General features: G+C 44.7%; 23 protein-coding genes, 1 tRNA gene, 5 pseudogenes and 1 other annotated feature. Of the genes and pseudogenes, 1 reads left to right on the forward strand and 28 read right to left on the reverse strand.

Annotation, left to right across the window (positions count from 1 at the left end; all coding sequences use genetic code 11):
- Positions 1 to 136 precede the first annotated feature (136 nt).
- From MMY81_RS16135 to metG, 21 genes and pseudogenes are all read right to left on the reverse strand, one after another.
- A tRNA-Met gene (locus MMY81_RS16135) sits at positions 137 to 213 on the reverse strand.
- A gap of 137 nt (positions 214 to 350) precedes the next feature.
- Entirely contained in the window at positions 351 to 794 is a 444-nt protein-coding gene (locus tag MMY81_RS16140) for a S1 domain-containing RNA-binding protein (RefSeq protein WP_252313671.1), read from the reverse strand.
- Between the two features lie 115 nt (positions 795 to 909).
- Complete coding sequence (locus tag MMY81_RS16145; RefSeq protein ID WP_252313672.1) at positions 910 to 1,299, reverse strand: FtsB family cell division protein; 390 nt, start codon at positions 1,297 to 1,299, stop codon at positions 910 to 912.
- Positions 1,300 to 1,453: 154 nt separating this feature from the next.
- A complete protein-coding gene (locus MMY81_RS16150) occupies positions 1,454 to 1,717 on the reverse strand; it encodes an RNA-binding S4 domain-containing protein (protein WP_252313673.1) in 264 nt (87 codons plus the stop codon).
- Positions 1,718 to 1,730: 13 nt separating this feature from the next.
- On the reverse strand, positions 1,731 to 3,104 hold the full coding sequence (yabN, locus tag MMY81_RS16155) for a bifunctional methyltransferase/pyrophosphohydrolase YabN (protein ID WP_252313674.1): 1,374 nt from the start codon (positions 3,102 to 3,104) through the stop codon (positions 1,731 to 1,733).
- Between the two features lies 1 nt (position 3,105).
- Positions 3,106 to 4,712, reverse strand: a pseudogene (locus MMY81_RS36275) (putative polysaccharide biosynthesis protein).
- Positions 4,713 to 4,802: 90 nt separating this feature from the next.
- Positions 4,803 to 5,105: a hypothetical protein gene (locus tag MMY81_RS16170; protein ID WP_252313676.1), complete on the reverse strand. Its 303-nt coding sequence runs from the start codon at positions 5,103 to 5,105 to the stop codon at positions 4,803 to 4,805.
- Positions 5,003 to 8,338, reverse strand: coding sequence for a transcription-repair coupling factor (mfd, locus tag MMY81_RS16175; RefSeq protein ID WP_252313677.1), 3,336 nt, complete (start codon positions 8,336 to 8,338; stop codon positions 5,003 to 5,005). Before mfd ends, MMY81_RS16170 begins: the two co-directional genes overlap by 103 nt.
- A 108-nt stretch (positions 8,339 to 8,446) precedes the next feature.
- A complete protein-coding gene (pth, locus tag MMY81_RS16180; RefSeq protein ID WP_252313678.1) occupies positions 8,447 to 9,013 on the reverse strand; it encodes an aminoacyl-tRNA hydrolase in 567 nt (188 codons plus the stop codon).
- A 143-nt stretch (positions 9,014 to 9,156) separates the two neighbouring features.
- Positions 9,157 to 9,810, reverse strand: coding sequence for a 50S ribosomal protein L25/general stress protein Ctc (locus MMY81_RS16185; protein ID WP_252313679.1), 654 nt, complete (start codon positions 9,808 to 9,810; stop codon positions 9,157 to 9,159).
- Between the two features lie 112 nt (positions 9,811 to 9,922).
- The gene (locus MMY81_RS16190; RefSeq protein ID WP_252313680.1) at positions 9,923 to 10,873 is read right to left on the reverse strand and encodes a ribose-phosphate diphosphokinase; all 951 of its coding nucleotides are present in this window, start codon (positions 10,871 to 10,873) and stop codon (positions 9,923 to 9,925) included.
- Between the two features lie 54 nt (positions 10,874 to 10,927).
- Positions 10,928 to 12,286 (reverse strand): bifunctional UDP-N-acetylglucosamine diphosphorylase/glucosamine-1-phosphate N-acetyltransferase GlmU, encoded by a 1,359-nt coding sequence (gene glmU / locus MMY81_RS16195; protein ID WP_252313681.1) that lies wholly within the window; start codon positions 12,284 to 12,286, stop codon positions 10,928 to 10,930.
- A gap of 185 nt (positions 12,287 to 12,471) precedes the next feature.
- Complete coding sequence (spoVG, locus tag MMY81_RS16200) at positions 12,472 to 12,771, reverse strand: septation regulator SpoVG (protein ID WP_252313682.1); 300 nt, start codon at positions 12,769 to 12,771, stop codon at positions 12,472 to 12,474.
- A 156-nt stretch (positions 12,772 to 12,927) separates the two neighbouring features.
- Positions 12,928 to 13,305, reverse strand: coding sequence for a RidA family protein (locus tag MMY81_RS16205; RefSeq protein WP_252313683.1), 378 nt, complete (start codon positions 13,303 to 13,305; stop codon positions 12,928 to 12,930).
- A 3-nt stretch (positions 13,306 to 13,308) separates the two neighbouring features.
- Positions 13,309 to 14,130 (reverse strand): annotated as a pseudogene (gene purR / locus MMY81_RS16210) (pur operon repressor); the annotation flags it as partial.
- Positions 14,131 to 14,213: 83 nt separating this feature from the next.
- Positions 14,214 to 15,074: a 4-(cytidine 5'-diphospho)-2-C-methyl-D-erythritol kinase gene (gene ispE / locus MMY81_RS16215; RefSeq protein WP_252313685.1), complete on the reverse strand. Its 861-nt coding sequence runs from the start codon at positions 15,072 to 15,074 to the stop codon at positions 14,214 to 14,216.
- A gap of 264 nt (positions 15,075 to 15,338) precedes the next feature.
- Positions 15,339 to 15,599 (reverse strand): Veg family protein, encoded by a 261-nt coding sequence (locus MMY81_RS16220; RefSeq protein WP_252313686.1) that lies wholly within the window; start codon positions 15,597 to 15,599, stop codon positions 15,339 to 15,341.
- A 160-nt stretch (positions 15,600 to 15,759) separates the two neighbouring features.
- A pseudogene (rsmA, locus tag MMY81_RS16225) lies at positions 15,760 to 16,661 on the reverse strand (16S rRNA (adenine(1518)-N(6)/adenine(1519)-N(6))-dimethyltransferase RsmA).
- On the reverse strand, positions 16,654 to 17,223 hold the full coding sequence (rnmV, locus tag MMY81_RS16230; RefSeq protein ID WP_252313755.1) for a ribonuclease M5: 570 nt from the start codon (positions 17,221 to 17,223) through the stop codon (positions 16,654 to 16,656). The pseudogene rsmA and the gene rnmV overlap by 8 nt, the downstream one beginning before the upstream one ends.
- A gap of 4 nt (positions 17,224 to 17,227) precedes the next feature.
- The gene (locus MMY81_RS16235) at positions 17,228 to 18,001 is read right to left on the reverse strand and encodes a TatD family hydrolase (protein ID WP_252313687.1); all 774 of its coding nucleotides are present in this window, start codon (positions 17,999 to 18,001) and stop codon (positions 17,228 to 17,230) included.
- Positions 18,002 to 18,055: 54 nt separating this feature from the next.
- Positions 18,056 to 20,086, reverse strand: a complete 2,031-nt coding sequence (gene metG / locus MMY81_RS16240; protein WP_308215371.1) for a methionine--tRNA ligase — start codon at positions 20,084 to 20,086, stop codon at positions 18,056 to 18,058.
- 26 nt (positions 20,087 to 20,112) lie between these two features.
- Positions 20,113 to 20,373 (reverse strand) — a binding site (T-box leader).
- A 366-nt stretch (positions 20,374 to 20,739) separates the two neighbouring features.
- On the opposite strand from metG, the pseudogene MMY81_RS16245 reads away from it, so the two are divergent.
- Positions 20,740 to 21,020 (forward strand): annotated as a pseudogene (locus MMY81_RS16245) (AbrB/MazE/SpoVT family DNA-binding domain-containing protein).
- A gap of 71 nt (positions 21,021 to 21,091) precedes the next feature.
- Here MMY81_RS16245 and rsmI read toward each other — a convergent pair.
- The 7 genes and pseudogenes from rsmI to MMY81_RS16280 all read right to left on the reverse strand — a co-directional run bounded on the left by rsmI (position 21,092) and on the right by MMY81_RS16280 (position 25,578).
- Positions 21,092 to 21,964 (reverse strand): 16S rRNA (cytidine(1402)-2'-O)-methyltransferase, encoded by an 873-nt coding sequence (gene rsmI, locus MMY81_RS16250; protein ID WP_252313689.1) that lies wholly within the window; start codon positions 21,962 to 21,964, stop codon positions 21,092 to 21,094.
- On the reverse strand, positions 21,948 to 22,235 hold the full coding sequence (locus MMY81_RS16255; protein ID WP_252313690.1) for a GIY-YIG nuclease family protein: 288 nt from the start codon (positions 22,233 to 22,235) through the stop codon (positions 21,948 to 21,950). The genes rsmI and MMY81_RS16255 overlap by 17 nt, the downstream gene beginning before the upstream one ends.
- A 48-nt stretch (positions 22,236 to 22,283) precedes the next feature.
- Complete coding sequence (locus MMY81_RS16260; RefSeq protein ID WP_308215351.1) at positions 22,284 to 22,946, reverse strand: tRNA1(Val) (adenine(37)-N6)-methyltransferase; 663 nt, start codon at positions 22,944 to 22,946, stop codon at positions 22,284 to 22,286.
- A 99-nt stretch (positions 22,947 to 23,045) separates the two neighbouring features.
- Positions 23,046 to 23,399, reverse strand: coding sequence for a DNA replication initiation control protein YabA (yabA, locus tag MMY81_RS16265; protein WP_252313691.1), 354 nt, complete (start codon positions 23,397 to 23,399; stop codon positions 23,046 to 23,048).
- A gap of 31 nt (positions 23,400 to 23,430) precedes the next feature.
- Positions 23,431 to 24,244, reverse strand: a pseudogene (locus MMY81_RS16270) (PSP1 domain-containing protein).
- A gap of 2 nt (positions 24,245 to 24,246) precedes the next feature.
- The gene (gene holB / locus MMY81_RS16275) at positions 24,247 to 25,233 is read right to left on the reverse strand and encodes a DNA polymerase III subunit delta' (protein ID WP_252313692.1); all 987 of its coding nucleotides are present in this window, start codon (positions 25,231 to 25,233) and stop codon (positions 24,247 to 24,249) included.
- 15 nt (positions 25,234 to 25,248) lie between these two features.
- Entirely contained in the window at positions 25,249 to 25,578 is a 330-nt protein-coding gene (locus MMY81_RS16280) for a cyclic-di-AMP receptor (protein WP_252313693.1), read from the reverse strand.
- Positions 25,579 to 25,638: the final 60 nt, after the last annotated feature.

A 25,638-nucleotide genomic window follows, 5' to 3' on the forward strand; every position in this document is an offset into this window, starting at 1 on the left:
ATACACTATACCTTATATATCAGCTGGTGAATATACATTTTAACGATGGAGGATACAAAAAAAAACTGCACCTTTACAGGGCGCAGTTTTAGTATAAATTGATACTCTATTTTTAGAATATCTTTAGTATTATTTTTGGTAGCGGCGGAGGGAATCGAACCCCCGACCTCACGGGTATGAACCGTACGCTCTAGCCAGCTGAGCTACACCGCCAAATTAGCAACATCCGTAATTATAAACAATGCACCAGGCTCCGTCAACACTTTTCTTTTTACTGATGCTTACAGAACATAAAAAAACGCGTGCAGCTTTTTTGGTTCAAGAAAGCCGCACGGTCTCCGTACCATTTCTTATTTACGGGAATGTTTGCCCCGCTTATTATCTGTCTGCTTTCTTAATGAAGTCAGACGTTCTTCACTATCTTTCATAAAATTATTCATCTTATCTTCAAATGATAGAGGTTTTGCCCTTTTGCTTCCAGAAGATCCGCTCTGATGGCTTTTTTCTTTCGGCCGGGCGGGTGCAGAACGGATAGGCTTTGGTCGTTCATTAGCAGGTCGATCTATTGCTTTTCGAATAGAAAGGCTGATTTTTCCGTCTGTTTCTATCTTTAAAACTTTTACGATAACGTCATCGCCAACACTTACAAAGTCTTTAATATTATCGACATATTTATCTGCTATTTCACTGATATGAACCAGGCCGGTTTTGCCGTCAGCCAGCTCAATAAACGCACCAAAATGGGTAATGCCGGTTATTCTGCCATTTACCTTATCGCCCGCTATTATTGCCATGTAGAAGTTGTTCCTCCTCAAATGTTAATAAGAACCGTAAAGCTGTCTGATTACGTGTTAAACAGCAGCATGCATTTACTTATTGAACAAAGGGACGCCGCTTTGAATACATTTATTATTCAGCAGACTCTTCCGGCATTTTGTACAGTGTTTCATTCTGTTTTGTGAAGTAGTAGTCACTTCTGGCCACTTCTGCAATGTAATCTAAATCATGATAATTTTCTATGTCCTGCCTCAACTGTTCTTCTTCAGCCTGCATTTCCGTGTACTGAGTTTCTAAGTTTTCTCTTTCTGTTTCTTTGGCATGAAGCGTCTGCCACTGTGTAATGAGAATCACAGATAGTACTACAGCAATAATAGATCCTGTGACAGCCATCGCTGTTAAACGGCGGCGGAGGCCTTTTTTCCGCTTGGACTGAATAGCATCCTGCAGCTGCTGTTCGCGTTCCTGCTGACGGACATAAGACTTGTTAATTTCTGTTACTTTTCTACTGTTAGAACCCAAGACCTTCATCCCTCCTTCTGTTACTATTTTTATATATTATATTAGCCATTAGCTATATATTTTCAGAACTGTTATACAATAACCAATTACTAATATCATAACGAAGGAGGAGGGGTCTTTCAATATAAAATTGTATAAATTATGCAATTTTCTTTTATTTACTCTCCGGCGTCTCTTCTTTTAGAATAGTATACATGCTTTCTGCGGCTTCTTTTTTCGTCGTATCTTTAATTTCATCAACCGAAAACGTGATCGTTTTGCTCGCAAACCGGATAGACACTTCGTCCCCCGGCTTTACTTCTGTTCCAGCTTTTGCCTGATGGCCGTTTACTTTAATTCTCCCCTGCGCGGCTACTTCCTTAGCCAGGGTTCTGCGTTTGATCAAGCGGGATACTTTCAAAAATTTATCTATTCTCATCGTATACTCTCCTTTATTGGCCGTTCTTCGCCTTATACTGCTTTTCGAAATGCCTGTTGGCAGTATGAAGCGATTCTTCCGGATGAAGCTTATAGCGGCCGGCGATAGTTACCAGGACAAAAAGCACGCTGCCAAACGTTTCTTTCTGCTTTTCTTTATCCGTTCCCTGAAGCGCTGCTTTCCACTCCTGTAATTCTGTTTCAAACACTTCCCAAAGCAGCGGCTCTTCTTTAACCGGCATTCCCTGCTTTGCAGCCTGCTTTTGGAGCTCTGCCGCCCTGATCAGTGAAGGAAAAGAAACAGGTACATCCAGACTGTCTGTTTCTTTGCCGGCACCGGCACGTTCTGCCTTTTTTATCTCTTCCCAATTCCGGTTTACTTCCTCACTCGTTTCCGCTTCTATATCTCCAAATACGTGGGGATGGCGGCGTACCATTTTTTCATTAAGCGTTCCTATAATGTCCTCTATTGAAAAAAAGCCTTCTTCTTCTGCGATACGGGCATGAAGCATGACCTGTAAAAGGACATCGCCGAGCTCTTCCTGAAGGTGCTCGTCATCCTTTTCGTCTACAGCGTCAATCACTTCATACGCTTCTTCAATCAGGTACCGCTTTAATGAGTCATGCGTCTGTTTCTGATCCCACGGGCACCCGCCCGGTTCCCGAAGCGTACCGATAATTTCTTTTAACTTTCCAAACTCACGATATAAAAGAGCTTCCTCTTTTACAGGAGGGACATAAAGTGCCGTTAGGTTGCTGAGAGACGCACGGCGGTCCAGTTCAAAAAGAGGAAAGGTCTCCAGCTGTTCCAACGACGTTCCTGCAGCCGTAACGAGTGTTACCATATAATCGTCCGGATATTTTTCCATTAGAGTGAGCTTTGTATTAGAAGCACTCATCTGGTCATACACCTGCGAAATAATGACATGCTGTGTCACCATAAGCTGTTCCGGTACAAGAGATGTGGCGTCCAACAGTTGAAAGCCATCATTGGGATCTATTCTCAGGGCGGAAAAGGCAGGATCAAGAAAGCTTTGGCCTCCTTGAATATGAAGCTGTACTGTTCCCTTTTTTTCTTCTTCTATTAAACGCTGCACCGTTTCTTCCGCTACAAGCGGATGACCGGGCACCGCATAAATAAATGCTTCTTCTCCAGCTGCCAGAAGCTCTTCGACTATCTGGGCATATACCTCTCCAAATTGATCATGTGTTTCGTAAATATGATCAAAACTTTGAAAAGGAATATCCTCTTCCTCAAACATAGAAACGGCTGGATGCTCTTTTGTGCGCAGATATACATACTCAGCCTGACGCAGCTGTTTGTACACGCCGAAACTCATTTGATCGGCTTCTCCAGCTCCAAGTCCGATAATTGTTATTTGTTTCATGCTACTTGTTCCTCCTTTTTCGCAACGACTGTAGTTTTTTTACACCGGGAAGCATGTTTTGTTCTTCTTTGGTAATCACCTGCAGAACCGCTGTAAGATATAAGAAAAGTATACCTCCTGCTGCACATGTCATTAATGTAAAACCGGCGGCAACCAGCCTGTTTTCGTCATGCATCAGATCCTCCCCGGCAGTCATCATCACTAAAAGAAGAATACTCATGCCCGCCAGTGCGGCTAAAGCTTTGCCCAGCCAGACTATAGTGAAAGCTTCCATCATATCTTTCCGGTAAATCCAGTAAATGTTCACAGCTGCTGTTACACTTAATCCAGCTACCGTTCCTATGGCAGCGCCGTGTGTATCCAGAACAGGGATTAACACTATATTACAAATAAGCTTCACAGCAAAGCCTGCTGCGAGCGAAACAGCCGGCACTCTAAAGGAACCGTTCCCCTGCAGCACAGCTGCTGAAATCATTACCGTTCCGCTCATCACTAGTGCCGTCGAGAGCGTTCGGAGGACACCGGTTCCGCTGTCATTTGTAAACAGCATAATATTAATCGGCTCTGTTAAAATAACCATACCCGCTGCAGCTGCCATCCCTAATAAAAAACTGACTTTCATCATAAGTGAAGCGTAATACCTTGAAGAAGCAAGCTTTCCTTTCATTCTCTCTTCCTGCAGAAGCGGAACGAGTACCATGGCAAAAGAAGATGCAATCACCGTTCCAAATTGCAGCAGCGGCTGCCCCCGGTCAAAGACACCTTTAGCAATCATCGCTTCTTCTCCCACTGCGCCATTCATCTGCAGAAAACGCACGACAGTAAATGCATCAATCATTTGATACAAAATAAATAAAAGCGCTCCGAGGCATACAACTAGTCCCTGTGTAAGAAGCACTTTGGAATGTCCAGGCATTCTATGTACAGCGTTTCTATAGGAGAGCGGCTGTGCCAGTGATTTTTTTCTATTTTTCTGCAAAAACCAGACCAGCACCAGCACACTTACAACACTTCCAAGTACGGAACCTGCTGAAGCGCCTTCTCCGGCATCATACGCTCCATTGCCCAACGTTACAGCCAGCCAGGCAAACAATAGAATACCCGCTACTCTAATAAACTTTTCAGCTACATGGGAATACGCGGTCGGTTCCATCTGGTTCATTCCTTGAAAATATCCTCTTACTACAGACAAAATCGGCACAGTCAGGAGAACGTAGGACATCGTCCGAATAGCACCAGTCAGTTCAACATCCCCATAAACAAAGCGATCGTTCCAGCGCCTGTATAAAACAATACAAAAAGAATAGTAAAAAGCAGGGAGAGAATGAAAAAAGTCGACCAGGCTGTCTCTTTGGCCTCCTGAATTCCTTTATCTAGTTTAGCATCAACGATCATTTTAGAAATAATAACCGGGAATCCATACATGGCGATGACCATTGCCGCACCATATAAAGGATACACCTGCTGGTATACGTAATATCCCAGGTCTCCTGTCATGTTTTGATAAGGCACTCTATATAATGAACTCAGCACTTTTCCTATAATTGTGGCTCCTGATATAAATAAAGCGCCTGCCCATATTCTGCGGCCCGGGCTTTTTTCTTCCATGGCATTTGCTCCTTTTCCGTCCCCAGTATAGCACACAGCGCTTTTACTGCTGTCAGAAAAACCCCTGCTTTTCAGCAGAGGCCTCCCTAATTATTTCACTATCGCTTCATCTTCTTTTCTCGTATAAGGCAGCTGTTTTAGCAGCGCTTCAAGCACATGCAGGAAAGATTTCCCGCCAAGGCGGTCCAGATAAACGGCAAGCTTAATTTTCTGACCGCTCGTGCCAATGCCAATCGCTTTGCCGTATTCATTTACGGCTGCGAACAGTTTAGCTCCATCAATCTGCCGGCTTATTTCTTCTGTAACGAGCAGATTGATCTTTTTGTTTTCCTGCGTAATGGCTTCTGCCCCTTCTTTTGCTGCAAGCAGCTTAATACGGGAGATTGCAAACAAATCTTCCTTTCTCTTGGATACTCACCAAACCGGTCAATCATTTCGTCCTGCAGATCCTGCAGATCTTCCGGCGTTTCTATCCCTTTGAAGCGCTTGTACATTTCAATTTTCTGCTTGGAATCATTAATATAGCTTTCCGGAATGTAGGCATCTACTTTTACATCCATTTCAATTTCCGGAGGTTTTGGCTTAGGCGTACCGGCTCTCCGTTCATCAATTGCTTCTTTGAGCATCTGCGAGTATAAATCAAAACCTACAGATTCAATATAGCCATGCTGCTGGGAACCAAGAAGGTTTCCGGCACCGCGGATAGAAAGGTCGCGCATCGCAATTTTGAATCCGGAACCAAGCTCGGTAAATTCTTTAATCGACTGCAGCCTCTTTTCGGCTACCTCCGTAAGCACCTTATCCCTCTGATACGTAAAGTAGGCATAGGCAACCCGATTGGAGCGTCCGACCCGGCCCCTGATTTGATAGAGCTGAGAGAGGCCCATCCGGTCCGCGTCTGAAATAATCAGCGTATTAACGTTTGGAATATCTACCCCTGTTTCAATAATCGTTGTTGTTACCAGCACATCTTTATTGCCTTCTAAAAAGTCGATCATAACCGACTCCAGTTCCTGCTCATTCATCTGCCCGTGTGCGTAAGCAACTTCTGCTTCCGGCACCAGCATCGAAATCTGCTCTGCCACCCGGCTGATATTTTCTACCCGATTATGAAGGAAGTACACCTGACCGCCCCGGCTCAATTCCCGCTCCACAGCTTCTTTTACCAGCCCTGCGTTGTACTCTAGTACATATGTCTGCACAGGGAAGCGGTTTTCCGGTGGTGTTTCAATAAGAGAAAGATCACGCACGCCAAGCATCGACATATGAAGCGTTCTTGGAATAGGCGTGGCTGTAAGTGTGAGCACATCTACATTGGCTTTCAGCTGTTTGATTTTTTCTTTATGCGTTACACCAAACCGCTGTTCCTCATCGACGATCAGAAGACCGAGGTCTTTAAAGACCACATCTTTGGACAGTACACGATGTGTGCCGATTATCATATCGACGCCGCCTTCTTTCAGCGATTTCAGTGCTTCGGTCTGCTGTTTTCTAGTACGGAATCGGCTTAAAAGACCTATGTTTATCGGATGTTCCGTAAAACGCTCCGAAATGGTTTCATAGTGCTGCTGCGCCAAAATCGTCGTTGGCACTAAGAGCGCCACCTGCTTACCATCAGCAATCGCTTTAAATGCAGCCCGGATAGCTACTTCTGTTTTACCATAGCCGACATCTCCACAAAGCAGCCGGTCCATCGGCCGTTCGCGTTCCATGTCTTCTTTAATTTCCTGAATAGCTTTTACCTGGTCTTCGGTTTCCTGATACGGGAACGAAGAAGCAAACAGCGTTTCTTCTTTCTCACTTGGGGAAAAGGCATGTCCTTTTGAAGCTTCTCTTTCAGCGTACAGCTTGATCAGGTCATCCGCGATGTCTTCAACGGAAGACTGGACTTTACGCTTTACTTTTTTCCAGTCACTGCCGCCGAGGGCATAAATCTTGGGATTTTTATCTTCAGCACCTACATACTTCTGCACTTGATCAATTTGTTCTACAGGAACATATAATTTGTCATTTCCAGCATACGATACATTCAGATAATCCTTATGAATGCCTCCAACTTCCAGCGTTTCAATCCCTAGATACTTCCCGATGCCGTGGTTTACGTGTACAACAAGATCCCCTATTTTTAAATCTGAATAGCTTTTAATTCTTTCTGCGTTGGAAAGCTTCTGCCTTTTTTTATGGCGATTTACTTTTTTGGTGAAGGTTTCCTGTTCTGTGATAATGGCTATTTTTTCGGCGGGCAGTTCAAAACCGCTGCTCAGCTGGCCAATGACGACCGACGCTCTTTCCGTTGAAAATGGGCCGTCAAATCCGCTTCTATCTGTATCAACTTCATAGTCGGATAAAATATTCTGGAGACGCTGCGCACGGTCTTCATCGCTTGCCATAAAAACGACCTGATAGTCTGCTTTAACCCAGCGCTCCACCTCCGTTTTAAGCGCCGGCATCTGGCCGTGGAATGGCTGCATCGGCTTGCAGGATATACTGCTGGTGGAGCTTGGCTGGGAAGATGGAAGCGACCGTAAGAATAAAGAAAAATGAATTCGGGGCCAGGTTTTCTCTGCAAAAAGTTGATGAAAAGGCAGCGATAAAGAAAGGTCAAGCGGAAGCTCCCCCTGCTCCAGCACAGCTGTTTTCCATTCCGCTTCCTCCTGATCCAAACGTTCAGCCATTTCCTGTACCCGGCTGATTTCATCCAGAAAGACTACCGTATTCTCCGGGAAATAAGAAAGCAGTGTCGCCGGCTTTTCGTAAAAATATTCCGTATATTTATAAATACCCTGAAAACGGCTGTTCTGCTCCAGCTGTTCTTTTTCGTAGGCAAGATGTTCATGCAGTTTATCTTTGACATCGTTGCTCTTTACCGTTTGAATGGCTTTTTGCATACCCGCTTCCAGGAGGACAGCTGCTTTTTCAAAATGATGGCTGTAGAGAATGGTTTCTTCAGCAGGACCTATCGTAATTTCCTCGATTTGATGCAGAGAACGCTGATCTTCTGCATGAAAATAGCGCAGGGAATCTACTTCTGTATCAAACAACTCAATACGTACCGGATATTCTTCTGTTAAAGAATAGGTGTCTATAATACCACCGCGTACGCTGAATTCTCCGGGAGCCGAAACCATTGTCGTACGCTGATAACCCAGAGAAATAAGTCTTGCTACAAAGGAATCTACGTCTATTTCTTCTCCGGGACGAAGCGAGATGCTCGCTTCCTGCCATACATTCACCGGCGGAAGCAGTCGCTTGGCTCCGGAAACCGGCACAATAACCACACCCGTGAAAGTGCTGGAAGCGAGTTTATTAAGTATATCAATCCGCTGGGCGCGCATTTCAGGGCTTGCCGTAGCGATCTCAGAAGAAATCAGTTCATTTACGGGATACAAATAAACATCGGTATCCATTAGTTCCAGCAAATCATCATATATCTTTTGTGCCTGCAGCAGGGTATGAGTAATAATCAGCTGCGGATAATCAATGGACTGCTTAATATAGGACATAGCAAAAGCCCGGGCTGAACCACTCAGCCCGGCGACCAACTGTTCTCCAGCCCCGTCTTTAATTCCTTTTACTACCTTTTGTATTTCATCATTTCCTGCGAGGGCATTAATTAATCCCTTCATAACATCTTTATCCTCCTTGTTTCAAACCCTGGTTCTGTATCAGCTGATGCATCGACTTTATCATGTATAGTTTACAATGTTTCACGGAACGTTAACAGATAGTTGGCTTCAGGCTTTTTGATTAAATGTATTCATTACTTCTTTAAAGCTGTGAGACGTCCATGCTTCTGCTGCTTTGGCGGCCTGATCGGCAGCCTCCTGCACTTTATCCTTTTCATCAGGAGCAAAACGCCCGAGTACATGATTCACGACAGAGACTCCCGGATCCGGCCTTCCTACACCGATACGAATACGATTGAATTCTTTGGTACCTAAATGATCAATAATGGATCGAATGCCGTTATGGCCCCCGTGCCCCCCCTGCTGACGAAGGCGGAGGGTTCCCGGCTCCAGGTCGAGATCGTCGTAAAGCACAACAAGCTCATCCGGCGATACGTCGAAATAGTTCATGATCGGAGCAATCGCTTCTCCTGATAAATTCATATATGTTAAAGGCTTCAACAAAATAATTTTTTCCCCATTGATGATCGTTTCACAGGAAAGAAATAATTTTTTATTTTTTACCCACTGCAGGCCAAGACGGGCTGCCAGTTTATCTACGGCATCAAATCCAATGTTATGCCTTGTCTGGTCATATGTTTTGCCCGGATTACCCAGGCCGGCTATAATTTTCATCGTTGGTTTCTTCCTTTCCTCTCTGCGTCCAGAAAAGCGCAGACAGCGGCTAAGTTCTCTTAAACGCTGTCTGCACCTTTCTTATTAAAACAAGTGGTAAAAAGGCATAACCTGTAACGGTTATACCTTTTTATTACTGCTTATTATTCTGATTTGTTCTCGTCTTCTGTTCCTTCGGAATCGTCGCTCTCTTCACCGATTACTTCCGGCTCCTGCTCTTCATCGTCTTCCTCAGGCTCTTCTTCGATATCTGGAGTTACTACTGTAACTACCGTTTCTGTCGGCTCATTGATAATTTCAAAATTGCCGGATGCTTTCACATCTTCTACAGATATAGAGTCACCGATATTAAGCTCGGAGATATCAACAGTGATTTCCTCAGGAATGTCAGCTGGCAGTGCATTTACTGTTAAAGTAAACAATAGGTTTGATACAACGCCGCCGTCTTTTTCTCCAGGTGCTTCTCCAACAAGATTAACGGAAACTTCTGCTTCCATTTCAGATTTCATATCAACTGCAAAGAAGTCGATGTGAAGAATCTGATCCTTGATGCGGTCTATTTGCACGTCATGTGCAATAACCTGATGTTTCTTTCCGCCTTCTACTTCTAGATCGATGATACCGTTACGTCCTACTTCACGAATAGTTTTTATAAAACCAACACTATGCACTGAAACTGCTGTGCTATCGGTTGTCTTTCCGTAAAGAACGGCCGGTACCTGCCCGTTGCGGCGCAATGATTTGTTCTCAGAAGTTCTGAGATCTGTGCGCTTCTCGGCTTTTAGTACTGTAGCCATGCTTCTTTCACCTCATTTAGATTGTCTTCGCAGGGGTTAATTTTTTTTACCCACTTGAGACGAGATTATACCAGTCTTTTTTATAAAAAGCAAGTCCCTGCCCAGCAGGAGTTTATTCAAACAATGTGCTGACAGATGCATGTTCGTGTACACGGATAATGGCTTCACCCATTAACGGAGCCACAGACAGCTGTGTAATTTTAGCAATTTTCTTTTCTTCTGGAAGAACAATAGTATTTGTGACCACAAGCTCTTTTATCTGCGAGTTTTCGATACGCTCAATGGCAGGTCCGGATAGTACCGGGTGCGTGCTGCATGCGTAAACTTCTTTAGCTCCTGCTTCAATTAATGCATCAGCCGCAAGCGTCATCGTGCCGGCAGTATCAATAATGTCATCAATAATAATCGCCGTTTTCCCCTGGACTTCCCCTACAATATTCATTACTTCAGAAACGTTTGGTTTCGGACGCCGCTTATCAATAATCGCAATCGGAGCTTTCATACGGTCCGCCATTTTTCTGGCACGGACTACACCGCCATGATCGGGGGATACAATGACAACATCCTCGAGGCCTTTTTGTTCAAAATGATGAGAAAGAATAGGTTCTCCAAGCAGTTGATCGACCGGGATGTCAAAGAAACCCTGAATTTGGGTAGCGTGAAGATCCACACTTAATACGCGCGTCGCGCCGGCTGTTTCAAGCAGGTTAGCTACAAGCTTTGATGTAATTGGCTCTCTTGAACGAGCCTTACGGTCCTGACGTGCATATCCATAATAAGGGATAACCACATTTATCGTGTGCGCGGAAGCCCGTTTCATCGCATCAATCATAATCAGCAGTTCCATAAGATGTTCATTGGCCGGGTCGGAAGTAGATTGAACAAGGAAAACATCACATCCGCGGATGCTCTCTTCAATATTCATCTGCACTTCTCCATCACTGAAGCGCTTAACAGAGCTTTTTCCCATTGGGACTCCTATTTTCCTGCTGATCTCTTCAGCAAGAGCAGGGTTGGAATTCAAGGTAAAAAGCTTTAAATATGGATCCTCATAGGTTGGCATTAGTAAATTTCCCTCCGTTAACATTTTAAAAACCCAGGACTGTACCGGCTTTATTTATTTTATATAATTTTCTTTATTTGTCTGACGGGACCGGGCAATAGAAAGGGACTGGCTCGGCACGTCTTCTGTAATAGTGGAACCTGCTGCTACTACGGCATTCTCACCGATAGTCACAGGAGCAATTAAGTTAGCGTTGCAGCCTACAAACGCTCCGTCCTTCACTTTGGTCAAGTATTTCTGTTTGCCATCATAATTGACAGTAATCGAACCGCAGCCAAGGTTTACGTCGCTTCCTATTTCTGCATCTCCAATATAACTTAAGTGAGACGCTTTACTGCCTTTACCGAAAGAAGCTTTCTTCACTTCCACAAAGTTGCCTACTTTTACTTCGTCTGCAAGAACAGAAGCGGGACGAATATGAGCAAAAGGACCAATATTGACACTGCTGCCTACTTCACTTTCGGAGACAACAGAATGCCTGATTACCGTTTCACTGCCAACCACACTGTCCGAAATCTCTGTATGAGGACCGATCTTACATTTTGAACCGATCGTTACATTACCGTTTAGTATGGTCCCCGGATACAGCACCGTGTCGCTTCCAATAACCGCATCTGCTGAAATATACGTCTGCGCATCATCAATAAACGTTACACCCTGACGCATCCAATATGTGTTGATCCGACGCTTCATCGTCTGTTCTGCTTCTGCCAGCGCGACTCTGTCATTGACACCAATTGTTTCCGAAAAGTCCGGTGTTTTCCAGGCGGAAACCGTTTCTCCTTCATCTTTCAAAATCCCGATAACATCGGGAAGATAATACTCACCCTGGGAATTGTCGTTACCCACCTGCTTTAGAACACGAAACAGCGTTTCATTATCAAAGCAGTATGTGCCTGTATTGATTTCTCCAATTGCAAGTTCTGCTTCGGAAGCATCTTTTTGTTCCACGACACGCAGGACATTTCCTGTTTCCTGTTCACGTACCACCCGGCCGTACCCGGAAGGATCTTCTGCGCCTGCTGTTAATACAGTTGCTTTTGCTCCGGTTTCCTGATGATGGGTAAACAACGCTTCCATCGTTTCTGAGCTGATTAACGGCGTATCTCCGCAGAGAACAATCGTTACGCCTTCTTTATCTCCTAAAAGCTCCTCCGCCTGCATAACTGCATGGCCTGTACCGAGCTGCTTTTCCTGAAGTACATAGGAAGAACGGCTTCCAAGGTGTTCTTTTACCATTTCCGCTCCGTGACCTGTTACCGTGACAATGCTTTCTGCACCTGTCTGGGACACTTGGTCTACTACATGTTCCACCATTGGTTTCCCGCACACAGGGTGCAGCACTTTATATAATTCCGACTTCATCCGTGTACCTTTTCCGGCAGCTAAAATCACAGCATAGCGTTTATTCATTACTCATCCTCCAAGTATCCGATTTTCCATAACGAATATATCCTAAAAGACGCTTTATTTCAAGGCAGGCAGAGAAAGTCACATTATTCTGTAATGCTTTCTGCTTTCTGTTGTCTTTTGGATAACGTACAAAAAACGACCCTGCCTGCTGCAGAGCCGTACATTCCATCTTTAAGTATATCATGTTACAGCGGAGTTTGGGCTTCTTTTTCCCACTCCGTGGAATCCATTTCTTTCTGCCTGCTGTACTCCTGCAGAACCGCCTGCTGAATTTTTTCTCTGGCTCCAGTAGAAATAGGATGGGCAATATCCCTGAATTCTCCATCGGGAGTACGCTTGCTCGGCATTGCTACAAAATACCCATTGTTTCCATCAATGACCCGGATATCATGGATCACAAATTCCCCGTCCAGTGTTATAGATGCAATAGCGCGCATGCGCCCTTCTGTTTTCACACAGCGAAGTCTCACATCTGTTACTTCCATTTGCTCTACCCCCTTTTTATTTAAGATGTATACCAGCTACATTCAACAAAAAAAGAGATAGTCCTTCTAAAAAAATTAAATTTTTAGAAAATGATGGTAAAAAAAAGCCTTCTTTCTTTTTTCAAAGAGAGAAGGCCGTGGTCTGCTTTGCTATTTTTAAGCGTTCACTAAAGCAATGACTTCAATTTCGATCAGTACATCTTTTGGAAGCCTCGCCACTTCCACACAAGAACGTGCAGGCTGGTGAGAGCTGAAATACTCTCCGTACACTTCATTAATCAAAGGAAATTCATCCATATTTTTAATGAATACTGTTGCTTTAACGACCGTATCTAAAGAAGCGCCGGCTTCAGCAAGAACCGCCTGCAGGTTTTTGAACACCTGATGGGTCTGCTCCTGGACATTTCCTTCCAACAGCTCACCGTCTGCCTGAAGTGGAATTTGTCCGGAGCTGTAAAATAAATTGTTTACAATAATTCCCTGTGAATAAGGCCCGATTGCTTCGGGAGCGTTTTTAGTGAATACTTTTTTCATATATTATTCCTCCGCTTTTAATTTATTTATAATATTGCCGGGTTCCGCTTTCACCTGCTTCTGCTGGTTATTCACATCCGCGAGCCTTGCGATGGAAACATAATCATCAACGAGACGTTCCTCTACGTCTTCTGCTTCTACTAATACGCCAATACCGACAACTTCTGCTTTGAACTCACTCAAAAGATCCATCATGCCACGGGCAGTTCCGCCTGCTTTCATGAAATCATCGACGATTAAGACCCGGGCGCCCTCCTGAAGGCTTCTTCTCGCAAGAGACATCGTTTGTATACGTTTAGCCGAACCAGACACATAGTTGATGCTTACCATAGAGCCTTCGGTAACGCGGTGATCACGCCTTACGACACTTACCGGGACGTTTAAATGCGAAGCAATCGCATAAGCCAGAGGAATCCCTTTCATGGCAACTGTCATCACGGAATCAATTTTCTGCTCTGCAAATACCGTAGCAAACAGGCGCCCGATTTCTTTCATTAGCTGGGGCTTTCCGAGAATATCCATCATATACAAGTATCCGCCCGGCAGAAGACGCTCTTTGTCTTCCAGCTTTCCGCAGATATCCTGTACAAGCCCCGCTGCTTCCTCACCCTGTATTTTCGGTATGTATTTCACTCCGCCGCTCGCTCCGGCTACCGTTAACAAAGAGCCAATCCCCTGTTCTTCAAACACTTCTTTTACAATCGTTAAATCTTCACTAATAGAAGACTTAGCCGAATCATACCGCTCTGAAAAATAGCTCAGTGACACGAGCTGATGAGGGTGTTCCTTTAAATAATGGGTCATATCTACAAGCCTTCCGCTTCGTTACCATTTTTTCATGTAAACCTCCGTATCAAATCCGAATATTATATCCAAAATATATCATTAATATACGGATTTAATCAAGCCTATTCCTCATGACGGATCATCCGCACGGCATAAACCTGATCACAGAATCCCCGGAGCGCATTATATACACGATGCACCTTGGCTTCTCGTTCAATCAGACCAAATACCGTCGGGCCGCTCCCGCTCATCAGCGCCGCGTCCGCACCCGAATCGAGCATCCGCTCTTTAATGCGGGTTACTTCCGGATACATCGGAAGCGTCACTTCTTCCAGCACATTGTATAAATTGGAACACACATCAGGAAAGCTTCCCGCTTCAAGCGCCTTTACGATGGAAGGACTGGCAGGCTTTCTTTGCTTTCCCGCGTCTACCTTTTTATAAATATCTCCCGTTGATACACCGATCGGAGGTTTTGCTAAAATCACCCAGCATGGCGGAGGAGCCGGCAGGCGCTTAATTTTTTCGCCGCGCCCTGTAGCGAGCGCTGTTCCACCGTACACGCAGAATGCTACGTCAGACCCAATTTCTGCAGCGTACACGGCAAGCTCTTCTATAGAAAGACCGAGCCCCCACATTTCGTTAGCACCTTTCAGCGCCGCAGCTGCATCGCTGCTTCCTCCTGCCAGCCCTGCCGCTACAGGGATATACTTATGTATATAAATATGAAGACCGCTTTTTACCTGATACTTCTTCTGCAGAAGCCGGGCCGCCTGATAAGCAAAATTCCGATGGTCCACAGGAAGAAATCCCTCGGACATTTCTACAGTAATCCTGCCGTCAGCACGCAGCGTAAAATCCAGACGATCTGCTAAATCCACTTGAGCCATAACCATCTCTACCTCATGAAACCCATCCTCGCGCTTATGAAGCACATCCAGGCTCAAGTTAATTTTCGCAGGTGCTTTAATTGATCGTTTCACCTAACATTCTCCTTCTCTGTCTTCAGCCGCTGATAGCGACCTTCGCATCTGCCGCCTCATTATCTCTGTATATTTTAGTTGAAAACTTCCAGTATGTACAGTTTACGCTTACAGATGATCAGGCAGTGGCTTTATTTTCACCGAGAAATAATTTCCCATACAAAAAAAAGCTCCAGCAGAGAATTCTCTTCTGCCGGGGCTTTTTGGTACGCTTCTCCTTTAACAGAGGACGCACATATCATTCATATGTGGTTAAGGCTGCAATTACATTTTTTCAACTAGCGCTTCTTCTTCTGGAAGAAAAAGCTGTACGGTTTTCGTGAGTACATCTGTGTAACTGTAAGAAATTCTTTCCACGTGATGCTTTTCTTTGTCAAGCTTCACAATAAAAACAGAAGGATATGTTTCTTCCAGAAAACCGGATCGTTCGATCGTTTTCTTTCTTCCTCCATTAGCAATAACCGTGACTTTTTTACCGACCTTTGCATCTAGCGACTCTTTAATTTCTACCAGTGTTTTTCCCATTGTCTAAGATCCACCTCACTCATACAATAGTATACCACCAGTGAACGCTGATGTCAAGTAAATTTATGATTATATCAAGTATGAATAGAGCATGTCAACGATTTAATTCAGAAAAACTTTAAGAAGAAAATAAAGCTTCATTCTGCCGGTTAAAGCAGTGCTAGTGCCCTCTATTCCGCTTTTTCCCGCATTTCTTCCACATTGGATACATCCGGTTGCTTAATAGGGCAAACTCTTCTATAGATAGTGTTTCTGCCCGTCTGACAGGATCAATATCAATTTCAGAAAAAAGATTCTGCAGTTTCTATTTTATACGTTTTATTCATTACACTGTTCTGAACATTATTCCAAAGCGTTTCCGGCGCTGGGTAAATGCACCGCGTACCAGGGTAAAAAAGAAAGCTTCATCTCTCACTTCCACCGGCGGCCCGCTTCGTACATCCAGACGCAGAATAGCGGAATCCACGTTGGGTTTAGGCATAAATACAGTTCTAGGCACCACGAGTTCCTGCGTCACTTCTGCGTAATACTGTGCTGCAATTGAAAGGGACCCGTATGCTTTCGAGCCGGGAGCCGCTGCAATTCTCTCTGCCACTTCTTTTTGGATCATAATAACAATCCGGTCTACGGAAGCTTTTGTTCCAGCAGCCCCATTAATATTGGCGTCGTGACATAATACGGCAGATTGCCGACTACCGCCGTTTTTCCAGAGTCCCGAAGTTTTTCCAGCAGCGAACGCAGGTCAGCCTGCAGAATATCCTGATGGTGCACCGTCACATGGGGTAGGCTTTTAACGTATCTGCTAATAATCGGCAGCAGCCGTCGGTCGATTTCAAAGGCCTCTACCCTGCCCGCGGCTTTAGCCAGCTGCTCTGTGAGCGCTCCGATACCGGGGCCTATTTCTATCACAGAGTCGTTTTCACCCATATCTGCAGCCTTTACAATATGCTGCAGAATATTAGTATCTATAAGGAAATTCTGGCCGAGACTCTTTTTAAATGAGAAGCCGTACTTTTCCAATATTTCTTTTGTCCGCGTCGGTGTGGCAATATCTTTAGACACCTCGATCTTCCTCCTCTAATACTTCCTTCATCGCTTTGGCAAACTCTTCTTTTTGAATTTGGAAAATATCCAGTCTTTTTTGAAACTGTTTTCCGTTCGCGTAGCCGATTTTTAATTTTTCACCCATTTGTTCCCGCCGTCTTTTCGCATTGGGACCGGCAAGAAGCCCGGCCGCAATGAGATCTCCATGTGGAATATCAGAGCCCGGCCTGCTGTTTCCATAATCCTCTCTTACCGCGGCAAGGGCTTCCTGAATGTGTTCCGGGGACGCATGTTCAATGCCGAGGCTGCCTTTGAACTTCGAGGCTGCCATTGTTTTGGTAATAAAAGCATGTTTGCACCCGGGCACCCTTTCACTGACAATACGACGGATTCTTTCTCCGGGTGTATCTGGATCTGTAAAAATAATGACGCCGCGCCGTTCATTAGCCAGCTCAATTCTCTGCAGAACAGATTCGCCAATCGCCGAGCCGTTCGTTTCAATCGTGTCCGCATCAACTGCACGCTTAACGGCAGCAGTATCATCTTTTCCTTCTACAACAATGCATTCTTTAATACGCAGCATATTAGTTTCCTTCCAAACGAAACAAACGCCTTGCATTATCTGTCGTCTGAGCATAAAATGCTTCAGGGTCCATTCCTTTGATTTCCGCAATTTTATCCGCAATAAGCGTGACGTAGGATGGTTCATTTCTTTTGCCACGGTAGGGATGAGGCGCTAAAAACGGACAATCCGTTTCTATTAGAATCCGGTCCATCGGAATATCTGCCGCCACTTCTTTCGGAAGTTTGGCGTTTTTGAACGTTACCGGCCCTCCAAAAGAAATATAAAAATTCATTTCCAGGCATTTAGCGGCCATTTCGGCATCACCGCCGAAACAGTGCATAATACCTCCGGTCTTTTCCGCCTCTTCTTCCTGCAGCACAGCTACCACATCTTCGTGGGCTTCCCGGTCATGAATAACGATCGGAAGATTTACTTTTTGAGCCAGACGGATCTGCTTTCGAAATACTTCTTTTTGAATATCCGCTGGTGATTTATCCCAGTGATAATCAAGTCCCATTTCTCCAAGCGCCACTACTTTAGGATGCGAGGCGAGCTCTTCGATCCAGCTTAAATCTTCTTCTGTCATGTCTATAGCGTCAACCGGATGCCAGCCGACGGTTGCATATATAAATTCATAATTCTCTGCGAGTTCAATCGCTCTTTTAATAGTAGGGCGATCGAACCCAATCACATTCATCCACTCTACGCCGGCGGTTTTGGCCCGTTCTATCACTTCTTCTACATCTTCATCAAATTGCTCTACGTTTAAATGAACATGAGTATCAAACAGCATGCTTGTATCCTCCTTACGAAAAAGACAGGCCGGAGCCTGCCCTTTTCTTTCTATTTAATTAACAATCGAGCCATTAGGTAGAGACTCCGCTACCGTAGCAAGCGTCAGTTCTTTTCCTTTGGATGCAGCAAGAATCATTCCATGCGACCATTCACCGCGAAGCTTCACAGGCTTTAAATTGGTAACACAAATTACTTTTCGTCCTATGAGCTCCTCAGGCGTATAGTGCTGAGCAATGCCCGAAACGACCTGCCTTGATTCTCCTCCAAGTTCGAGCTGGATTTTCAAAAGCTTATCGGCTTTCTTCACTGGTTCGGCCGCTGTCACTTCCGCTACCTTCAGCTCCACTTTATGAAATTCATCAATCGTAATTTCATTGCTTTCCCTCTCCTGCACGTTTTCTTCCTGTGCCGGTTCTGTTTCTTCATTTTTCGCTTCTCCTCCCATATCTTCAATAATATGGGTCACTTCTTCTTTATAATCGAGCCTTGGAAACACCGGTGTACCTTTTTTCACCACTGTTGTTCCTTCAGGAAGCACTCCAAACGTATGAAGGGAATCCCAAACCGTATCTTCTTGCTGGATGCCGAGCTGCTCCCACATTTTCTGCGGTGTTTTCGTCATAAAAGGCTGGATCATAATGGATATATGGCGCAGCGATTCTGCCAGATGATAAAGCACAGACCCCAGCTGCTCGCCATGCTCATCGCTTTTCGCAAGCACCCACGGCTGTGTTTCATCAATATATTTGTTCGTGCGGCTTACCAGCTGCCAAATGGCTGCCAGGGCTACAGAAAATTCCATATCTTCCATAGCGTCTTCAACCTTCACCACCGTTGCCTCTACAAGTTCAACCAGCGAAGCATCAAACGGTGTTCCGTCTTTTAAGTAAGCCGGAAGCGTTCCGCTTTTATATTTGTTTACCATTGCTACTGTACGGTTAAGAAGATTCCCCAGGTCATTGGCCAAATCATAGTTGATACGGTCGACGAACCCTTCTGGTGTAAAGACTCCGTCGGAGCCGAATGGCACTTCACGAAGCAGATAGTAGCGGAGGGCATCCAGTCCATAGCGCTCAATCAACGGAATGGGATCGACTACGTTACCTTTTGATTTCGACATTTTTCCATCTTTCATCAAAAGCCAGCCGTGTCCGAAAACTTTCTTGGGCAGCGGCAGATCAAGAGCCATCAGCATGATCGGCCAGTATATTGTATGGAAACGAACAATTTCTTTTCCAACAATATGCACATCTGCCGGCCAGAATTTCTGGTAATCCGCATCCTGGTCCGTACTATACCCAAGTGCCGTAATGTAATTGGATAGTGCGTCTATCCAAACATAAACAACGTGCTCTGGATCGCTTTCTACTGGAATACCCCATTTAAAAGCGGTCCGGGAGACAGCAAGGTCTTCGAGTCCGGGTTTAATAAAGTTATTAATCATTTCGTTTTTGCGGGATTCCGGCTGAATGAATTCCGGGTTCTCCTCATAATACTTTAACAGGCGGTCAGCGTACCTGCTCATCCGGAAAAAATACGAGCGTTCTCTTACCCATTCTACCGCATGGCCGCTGTCCGGGCTTTTGCCGCCGACTATTTTTTCGTTCTCATATATAGGATCATCAAGCTGCCTTTCGGTATAAAACGTTTCATCCGGCACCGAATACCAGCCTTCGTATTCATCTAAATAAATATCTCCATTTTCTTTCAACGTTTCAAAAATCTTCTGAACGACTTCTTTGTGCCGTGATTCCGTAGTCCGAATAAAATCATCATAGGAAATATCAAGCTTTTCCCACAGGTCTTTGATTCCTATCACTACTTCATCAACAAACTCCTGTGGAGAAACACCTTTTTCTTCGGCCTTTCGCTCAATTTTCTGGCCATGTTCATCTGTACCCGTCAAATAACGTACTTCATAACCGCGAAGTCTTTTGTACCGGGCCATAGCATCTCCTGCTACTGTCGTATAAGCATGGCCGATATGAAGCTTGGCGCTTGGATAGTAAATAGGTGTTGTCAGGTAAAATGTCTTATCGTTCTTTGTCATAGTGGGGCCTCCTTCATAGAAAAACTTCCTTATATAAAATAAAATAAACCCTCGTCCTGCAAAGGGACGAGAGTTTCACTCACGCGGTACCACCCAAATTTCCCCCGGTAAACTGAGGGGGCTCGGTGCGCATTTTCCAAAAGCTTTAACAGAAAACAGCGCTTATCTTTAACGCAGAAATACGTTTCTCTTTCATTTCTTTAAACTCAAGAGAAAACTCCTCCCGGACCATTTTCGAAAATTCCAGCTGTACCGGTTCTCAGCAGTTCCCGGCTCTCTGTTACAGCGTCCTTTTGTACTTATCCCTTCATAGGAAATCAATATTCATTTTATATTAAACATCAATAGTAAATATATCCGGGAAAGCCATCACTGTCAATATATCAGCTGCTATATACATTTACGACTTTTTTCGACAAAAATCACTCTTTTTTCTTTTACCTATCCATTCAACAGCTCAACAAATGGAAATTGCACCAGGAGAGAAAACATAATATGCGTTTTTTTCATCTATTTAAATACTGATACAAAAGGATTTTGCTAACATGAAAAAATTTCTATATATTACAATGAGACAGAGTAAAAAATATTTGACTTGGTTTCTAATCATTGGTATTCTTAGGTTACAAATAGAGAAAAATGTCGAAAGATGACATAAACGATTTCAATCCTAGGAGGACGAAATTATGAAATCAACAGGTATTGTACGTAAGGTAGATGAGCTCGGCCGAGTGGTTATTCCGATAGAACTTCGCCGCACATTAGAAATTGCTGAAAAGGATGCTCTCGAAATTTATGTGGATCACGATCGCATTATTTTGAAAAAATACAAGCCGAATATGACCTGCCAGGTCACAGGTGAAGTTTCCGACGATAACGTCTCTCTTGCCGGCGGCAAAAACTATTCTTCTCAGAAGGCGCAGAGGAAATCATGAAGGATCTTTCAAAGTTACACAAACAAGCATAAGACAACGCTTAATAAAATCAATGAAAGCAGGCGCATCCTTTTGGATGCCGCCCTTTTTTGGTAACACTCATTTACCCGTCTTTAATTTCATGATAAGCGGCGTACAATTCCCGTTTCGGCATGTCCCTGTCAACGGCTGCTTGCTTAATCGCATCTTTCGAGGTCATTCCCTCATTTATATAGTAATGAACATGGCTTTGAAGACTGTATTCTTCCCACCAGTCGTTTTTCTTCATCAGATCCCCGCTCCCTGCTTCCACTACAAGAGAACATTCGCCCTTTATTTGGTGAGAGCCGGCGTAGTCTGCCAGCTCTGAAATACGACCGCGCGTAAATTCCTCAAAACGTTTGGTCAATTCCCGGCCAAGAGATGCCTGCCGGTCACCCCAGACGCTGCTCATGTCTTTAAGCATGTCTTTAAGCCGGTGCGGAGCTTCATAAAAAATAAGCGGCACACCGACTTCAGAAAGCCGTGCCAGTTCTTCGAGCCGGTCTTTTTTCTTTCTTGGAAGAAACCCGTAGAAATAAAATCCCTGGGCGGCCAGTCCGGAAGCTGCCAGAGCGGGCAGCACTGCATTCGCTCCCGGAAGAGGAATAACGGGGATATCCAATTCGACACACTGCTTTACAATTTCAAGACCCGGGTCTGAGACAAGCGGCATTCCGGCATCACTTACGAGCGCTACTGTTTTTTGTTCACGCAGTGCTTCCAGAATGGCTTCTCCTTTATATTGCTTATTGTGTTCATGGTAGCTGTTCATAGGGGTATGAATATCAAAATGCGAACAGAGCTTTTTAGTTTGTCTGGTATCCTCTGCAAAAATAATATCGGCTTCTTTTAAAATTCGGACGGCCCGCCACGTCATATCTTCTAAGTTTCCAATTGGTGTCGCAACCAGATACAGGCCGCCGCCTTCCTGGGCATAACTATGTTGTTGTTTCATGTCTGCCTCCTCTATTTTGATCAATTAACATCTTTTTTCTCTGCCGATTCCAGGATTTAATCTCCCGTTCCCGCTGCAATGCCTCTCGTTTTGTAAAGAACATTTCTTCATGCACTAAAATGAAAGGACCGCGGCCTCTCGTGTACTTTGCGCCCTTGCCCGCTGCATGGGCCGCTATTCTTTTCTCTACATTGTCGGTATATCCGGTATACAAGGTAGCATCAGCACAAAGGAGAATATATACATAATACTGTTTAGTTGCTTCCTTCATAATAATTCTGGAACTCCTTTGTATACTGTCTGTTCTTATCATACACAATCAAAGGGGTTCTATCGTCAAGCCGGGCCGGCCATTTTTTATGCCTTCCAGCAGTAAAATATTGGCCGGGCGGTCCGCCAGCGGATGTATCCATTTGGCTCGTTTCGGTTCAATGCCATACTGCTGATAAAGCTGCACTAGTTCCAGAAAGCGTTCCGGACGAAGCACCATCGCTACTTTACCCTTTTGCTTTACCATACGGGAGGCGGCTTTCACAATATCCTGAAGGGTGCCGTTCTTCTCGTGCCGGGCGGCTGCAAAATGAGGATTGCTATGATATTCCGCTTCGCCGGCTGCAGCAAAGTATGGAGGGTTGCACGTTACCAGATCAGCCTGTTTCATAGAGGAGGGCAGTTCCCGCACATCCCCTTCTATGCATTGAATCCGGTCAGATAACTCATTAAGCCGGATGCTCCGATCTGCCATTTCTTTTAAACGAGGCTGAATTTCCACCCCTGTCATGGAAACCTGGCTTCTTGTCGACAATACTAGCGGAATAACACCATTTCCGCTGCATAAATCGATGATAGTGCCTCTTGTGATAGGCACCCAGGCAAATCGTGCCAAAAGCACCGCATCCATGGAAAACGAGAACACCTCCTCGCTTTGAATAATCTGCAGGTTTTTTGTTATGTAATCGATACGTTCGTTTGACTCTGTCACGTGCTGCCACTCCTTTATTTCAATAAAAAGGCCTGTGTCCATTTTACACATAAAAAGACTGCCCAAAGAGTGAAAATCACTTTTAGACAGCCTGTTTTTTTATTTTTGCTGGAGAAAGGATAAGCAGAATAAACAATCGCCATCTGTACGAAGACTTCCATAATGCATGTTGCAAATATGAAAACCCTCATGATAAAGGCGGGCCAGATTATCGTACCCTTCGCCTACACTTGTACGCTTCGGTTTTTTGTTTACCTGAAGCTTTTCCATTTCCAGCCTGGCTTCCTCTTTTACATCCAGACGTTTACGCAGATGTTTATTTTCCAGGGAAAGAGCCTGGTTTTCTTCGATCAGCATAGCCAGCTGTTCTTTCAATTCTCCCAGTTCATCATGCAAAGCACCGATTCGTTCTTCCATATGAATGACCTGCGAAAATATTTCTCGTTTCTCCACGTTCCTCCCCACCCCAACTATCCGTATGCTATCAGCGAGTAATGAATCCTTGATCCATTAATTCGTCAAGACTGTATTCCAGCACATTTTCACGCTCTGCAATATGAACCTGAACCAGTCGTTCGAGTATGTTAATTCCTGCTACTTTTCCACGGCCTTCCGGTGTTTCAATTTTCTGGCCGATATCGGGCAGGTCTTTTTTCGCCTGCTCGTAGTGGTCGTTTTCATATTTGAGACAACACATAAGGCGTCCGCACAGCCCGGAAATCTTAGCCGGGTTTAACGAAAGGTTCTGATCTTTAGCCATCTTAATAGAAACCGGCTCAAAATCGCCCAAAAAGTGGAACAGCATAGGACACGGCCGCAGGGACCGATTCCGCCAAGCATTTTGGCTTCATCTCTTACACCATCTGTCGAAGCTCAATACGCGTCCGGAATACCGAAGCTAAATCTTTAACTAAATTCCTGAAATCAATGCGTCCGTCCGCGGTAAAGTAAAAAAGTACTTTATTGCGGTCAAACGTATACTCTACATTGACCAGCTTCATATCTAAGCTGTGTTCAGAAATTTTCGCTGCACAGGTAGCAAATGCTTTCTCTGACAGGGTTTTGTTCTCTTCCATAGCTTTTTTATCTTTACTATCTGCGATACGCAGCACCTTTTTTAAAGGAAGGACTACGTCATCTTCATTTACCTGTTTGTTGCCAATGACTACTTTCCCGTATTCTACACCACGGGCAGTTTCTACAACGATCCACTCTTCAGCGGGAATCGTTAACTCGCCTGGTGAAAAATAATATATCTTGCCTGCTTTCTTAAACCTGACTCCTACTACGTCATGCAAGGCTATGATCCCTCCTGTAAATGGAGCACTAACTGCTCCATCAGAAGCTGGTTGTTTACATTAGCACGAAGACGTCGTTTTGCGTCCAGGATAAGCTGCATCGATGCAGCAATCTCTTGTTCTGTTATAGAAAGGGCTTGTGATTCAAGCTTTTGCATTTGATCAGGATAAGCAAATTCTCCGCCTGCTTTCTGCACAGAAAGTAGATCACGGTACCAAAAGAGCAGCAGATCCAAGCCAATGTCCAGCTCTTTTCTATCTTTAAAATGAACGAGCCACTTTTCCTGTAACGTTAATAATGCCTGCTGAGGTCTTTGGTTCACCTCGTTTACTAATTGTATCACTAGAGCCCGCCCCTGTACAATCCACTCCTTGCTCTCTTCCTCGTAGTTATCAAGGGCATCATCAGGCAGCCGGGCCAATAAACCGGCGCCGGCCGGACTCATTCCCTGCTCTTCGAAATAAGCTATTCTTGTAGAAAGAAGCGGCGGCGCAAAGCTGATCCGCTGCGCTCTTGATTGAATAGTCGGCAGCAGAAAATGGGCATTTTCTGTTAAAAGTACTGCCATTGTCGGACTGGCAGGCTCTTCTAAGAACTTCAGGAGGCTGTTTCCGGCACTAGCTGTCATCGTATCTGCTTTATGAACAAGGTATACCTTCGTCCCAGCTTCCATTCCTTTATAAGTAAATTCTTTTTGTAGAGCTTCCACCTGAGCTTTTTTTATAGACTCCCCATCCGGATGCAGAAGCATTACATCTGGATGGTTGCCGTGGGCAATGCGTTTGCACTCCACACAGGTTTCGCAAGGCCTGCCTTCTGTCTGCCTTGCACAGAAAATACTCTGAGCCATAAGCAGGGCCACATCTTCCTTTTTGCTGCCGTGCATGCCTTCAAAAATATAAGCATGCGACAGCCTATCTTTTCTGATAGCCTGCCGCAGCATGGTCATTACTGTGGGCTGTTCTATTTCCATATCCGTCCACTTCATTTATTAACGCCTGCCTTAAAACTTCTCAAATCGTTCTACATCCATAATAAACACAGTTGCCCCGCCTACCTGCACCTCTACTGGATAAGGAACGTAGGAATCGGCATTTCCTCCCATGGGAGAAACAGGAGCTACAAGCTGTTCGCGTGACTTACAGTGATTCTTTATTATATCAAGGACGGCATCTGTCTCTTCATCTTTTATGCCTATGAGGAATGTCGTACTGCCTGCCTTTAAAAATCCACCGGTGCTGGCAAGCTTTGTCGCTTGAAAATCGCGTTCTACTAAGGCATTCGATAGTCTGTTGCTGTCTTTGTCCTGAACTACGGCCACGATTAACTTCACGGCTGATCCCCCTCTTTCTATAGGATAATATAAGTAGGTTTTCTTTAATATTACTGGAAA

It is taken from the genome of Sinobaca sp. H24, assembly GCF_023845525.1.

Coding starts and splice junctions, on each gene's coding strand:
- MMY81_RS16185 (WP_252313679.1), bottom strand. CDS start 9,810: ATGGCTACAGTACTAAAAGCCGAGAAGCGCACAGATCTCAGAACTTCT.
- spoVG (WP_252313682.1), bottom strand. CDS start 12,771: ATGGAAGTAACAGATGTGAGACTTCGCTGTGTGAAAACAGAAGGGCGC.
- MMY81_RS16235 (WP_252313687.1), bottom strand. CDS start 18,001: ATGCTGTTTGATACTCATGTTCATTTAAACGTAGAGCAATTTGATGAA.
- MMY81_RS16140 (WP_252313671.1), bottom strand. CDS start 794: ATGGCAATAATAGCGGGCGATAAGGTAAATGGCAGAATAACCGGCATT.
- MMY81_RS16255 (WP_252313690.1), bottom strand. CDS start 22,235: ATGAAGGAAGCAACTAAACAGTATTATGTATATATTCTCCTTTGTGCT.
- yabN (WP_252313674.1), bottom strand. CDS start 3,104: ATGAAACAAATAACAATTATCGGACTTGGAGCTGGAGAAGCCGATCAA.
- pth (WP_252313678.1), bottom strand. CDS start 9,013: ATGAAAATTATAGCCGGCCTGGGTAATCCGGGCAAAACATATGACCAG.
- MMY81_RS16150 (WP_252313673.1), bottom strand. CDS start 1,717: ATGAGAATAGATAAATTTTTGAAAGTATCCCGCTTGATCAAACGCAGA.
- MMY81_RS16220 (WP_252313686.1), bottom strand. CDS start 15,599: ATGGGAAAAACACTGGTAGAAATTAAAGAGTCGCTAGATGCAAAGGTC.
- mfd (WP_252313677.1), bottom strand. CDS start 8,338: ATGAAGGGATTAATTAATGCCCTCGCAGGAAATGATGAAATACAAAAG.
- rsmI (WP_252313689.1), bottom strand. CDS start 21,964: ATGAAACAACAACATAGTTATGCCCAGGAAGGCGGCGGCCTGTATCTG.
- MMY81_RS16190 (WP_252313680.1), bottom strand. CDS start 10,873: ATGCCAACCTATGAGGATCCATATTTAAAGCTTTTTACCTTGAATTCC.
- glmU (WP_252313681.1), bottom strand. CDS start 12,286: ATGAATAAACGCTATGCTGTGATTTTAGCTGCCGGAAAAGGTACACGG.
- MMY81_RS16205 (WP_252313683.1), bottom strand. CDS start 13,305: ATGAAAAAAGTATTCACTAAAAACGCTCCCGAAGCAATCGGGCCTTAT.
- holB (WP_252313692.1), bottom strand. CDS start 25,233: ATGAAGTGGACGGATATGGAAATAGAACAGCCCACAGTAATGACCATG.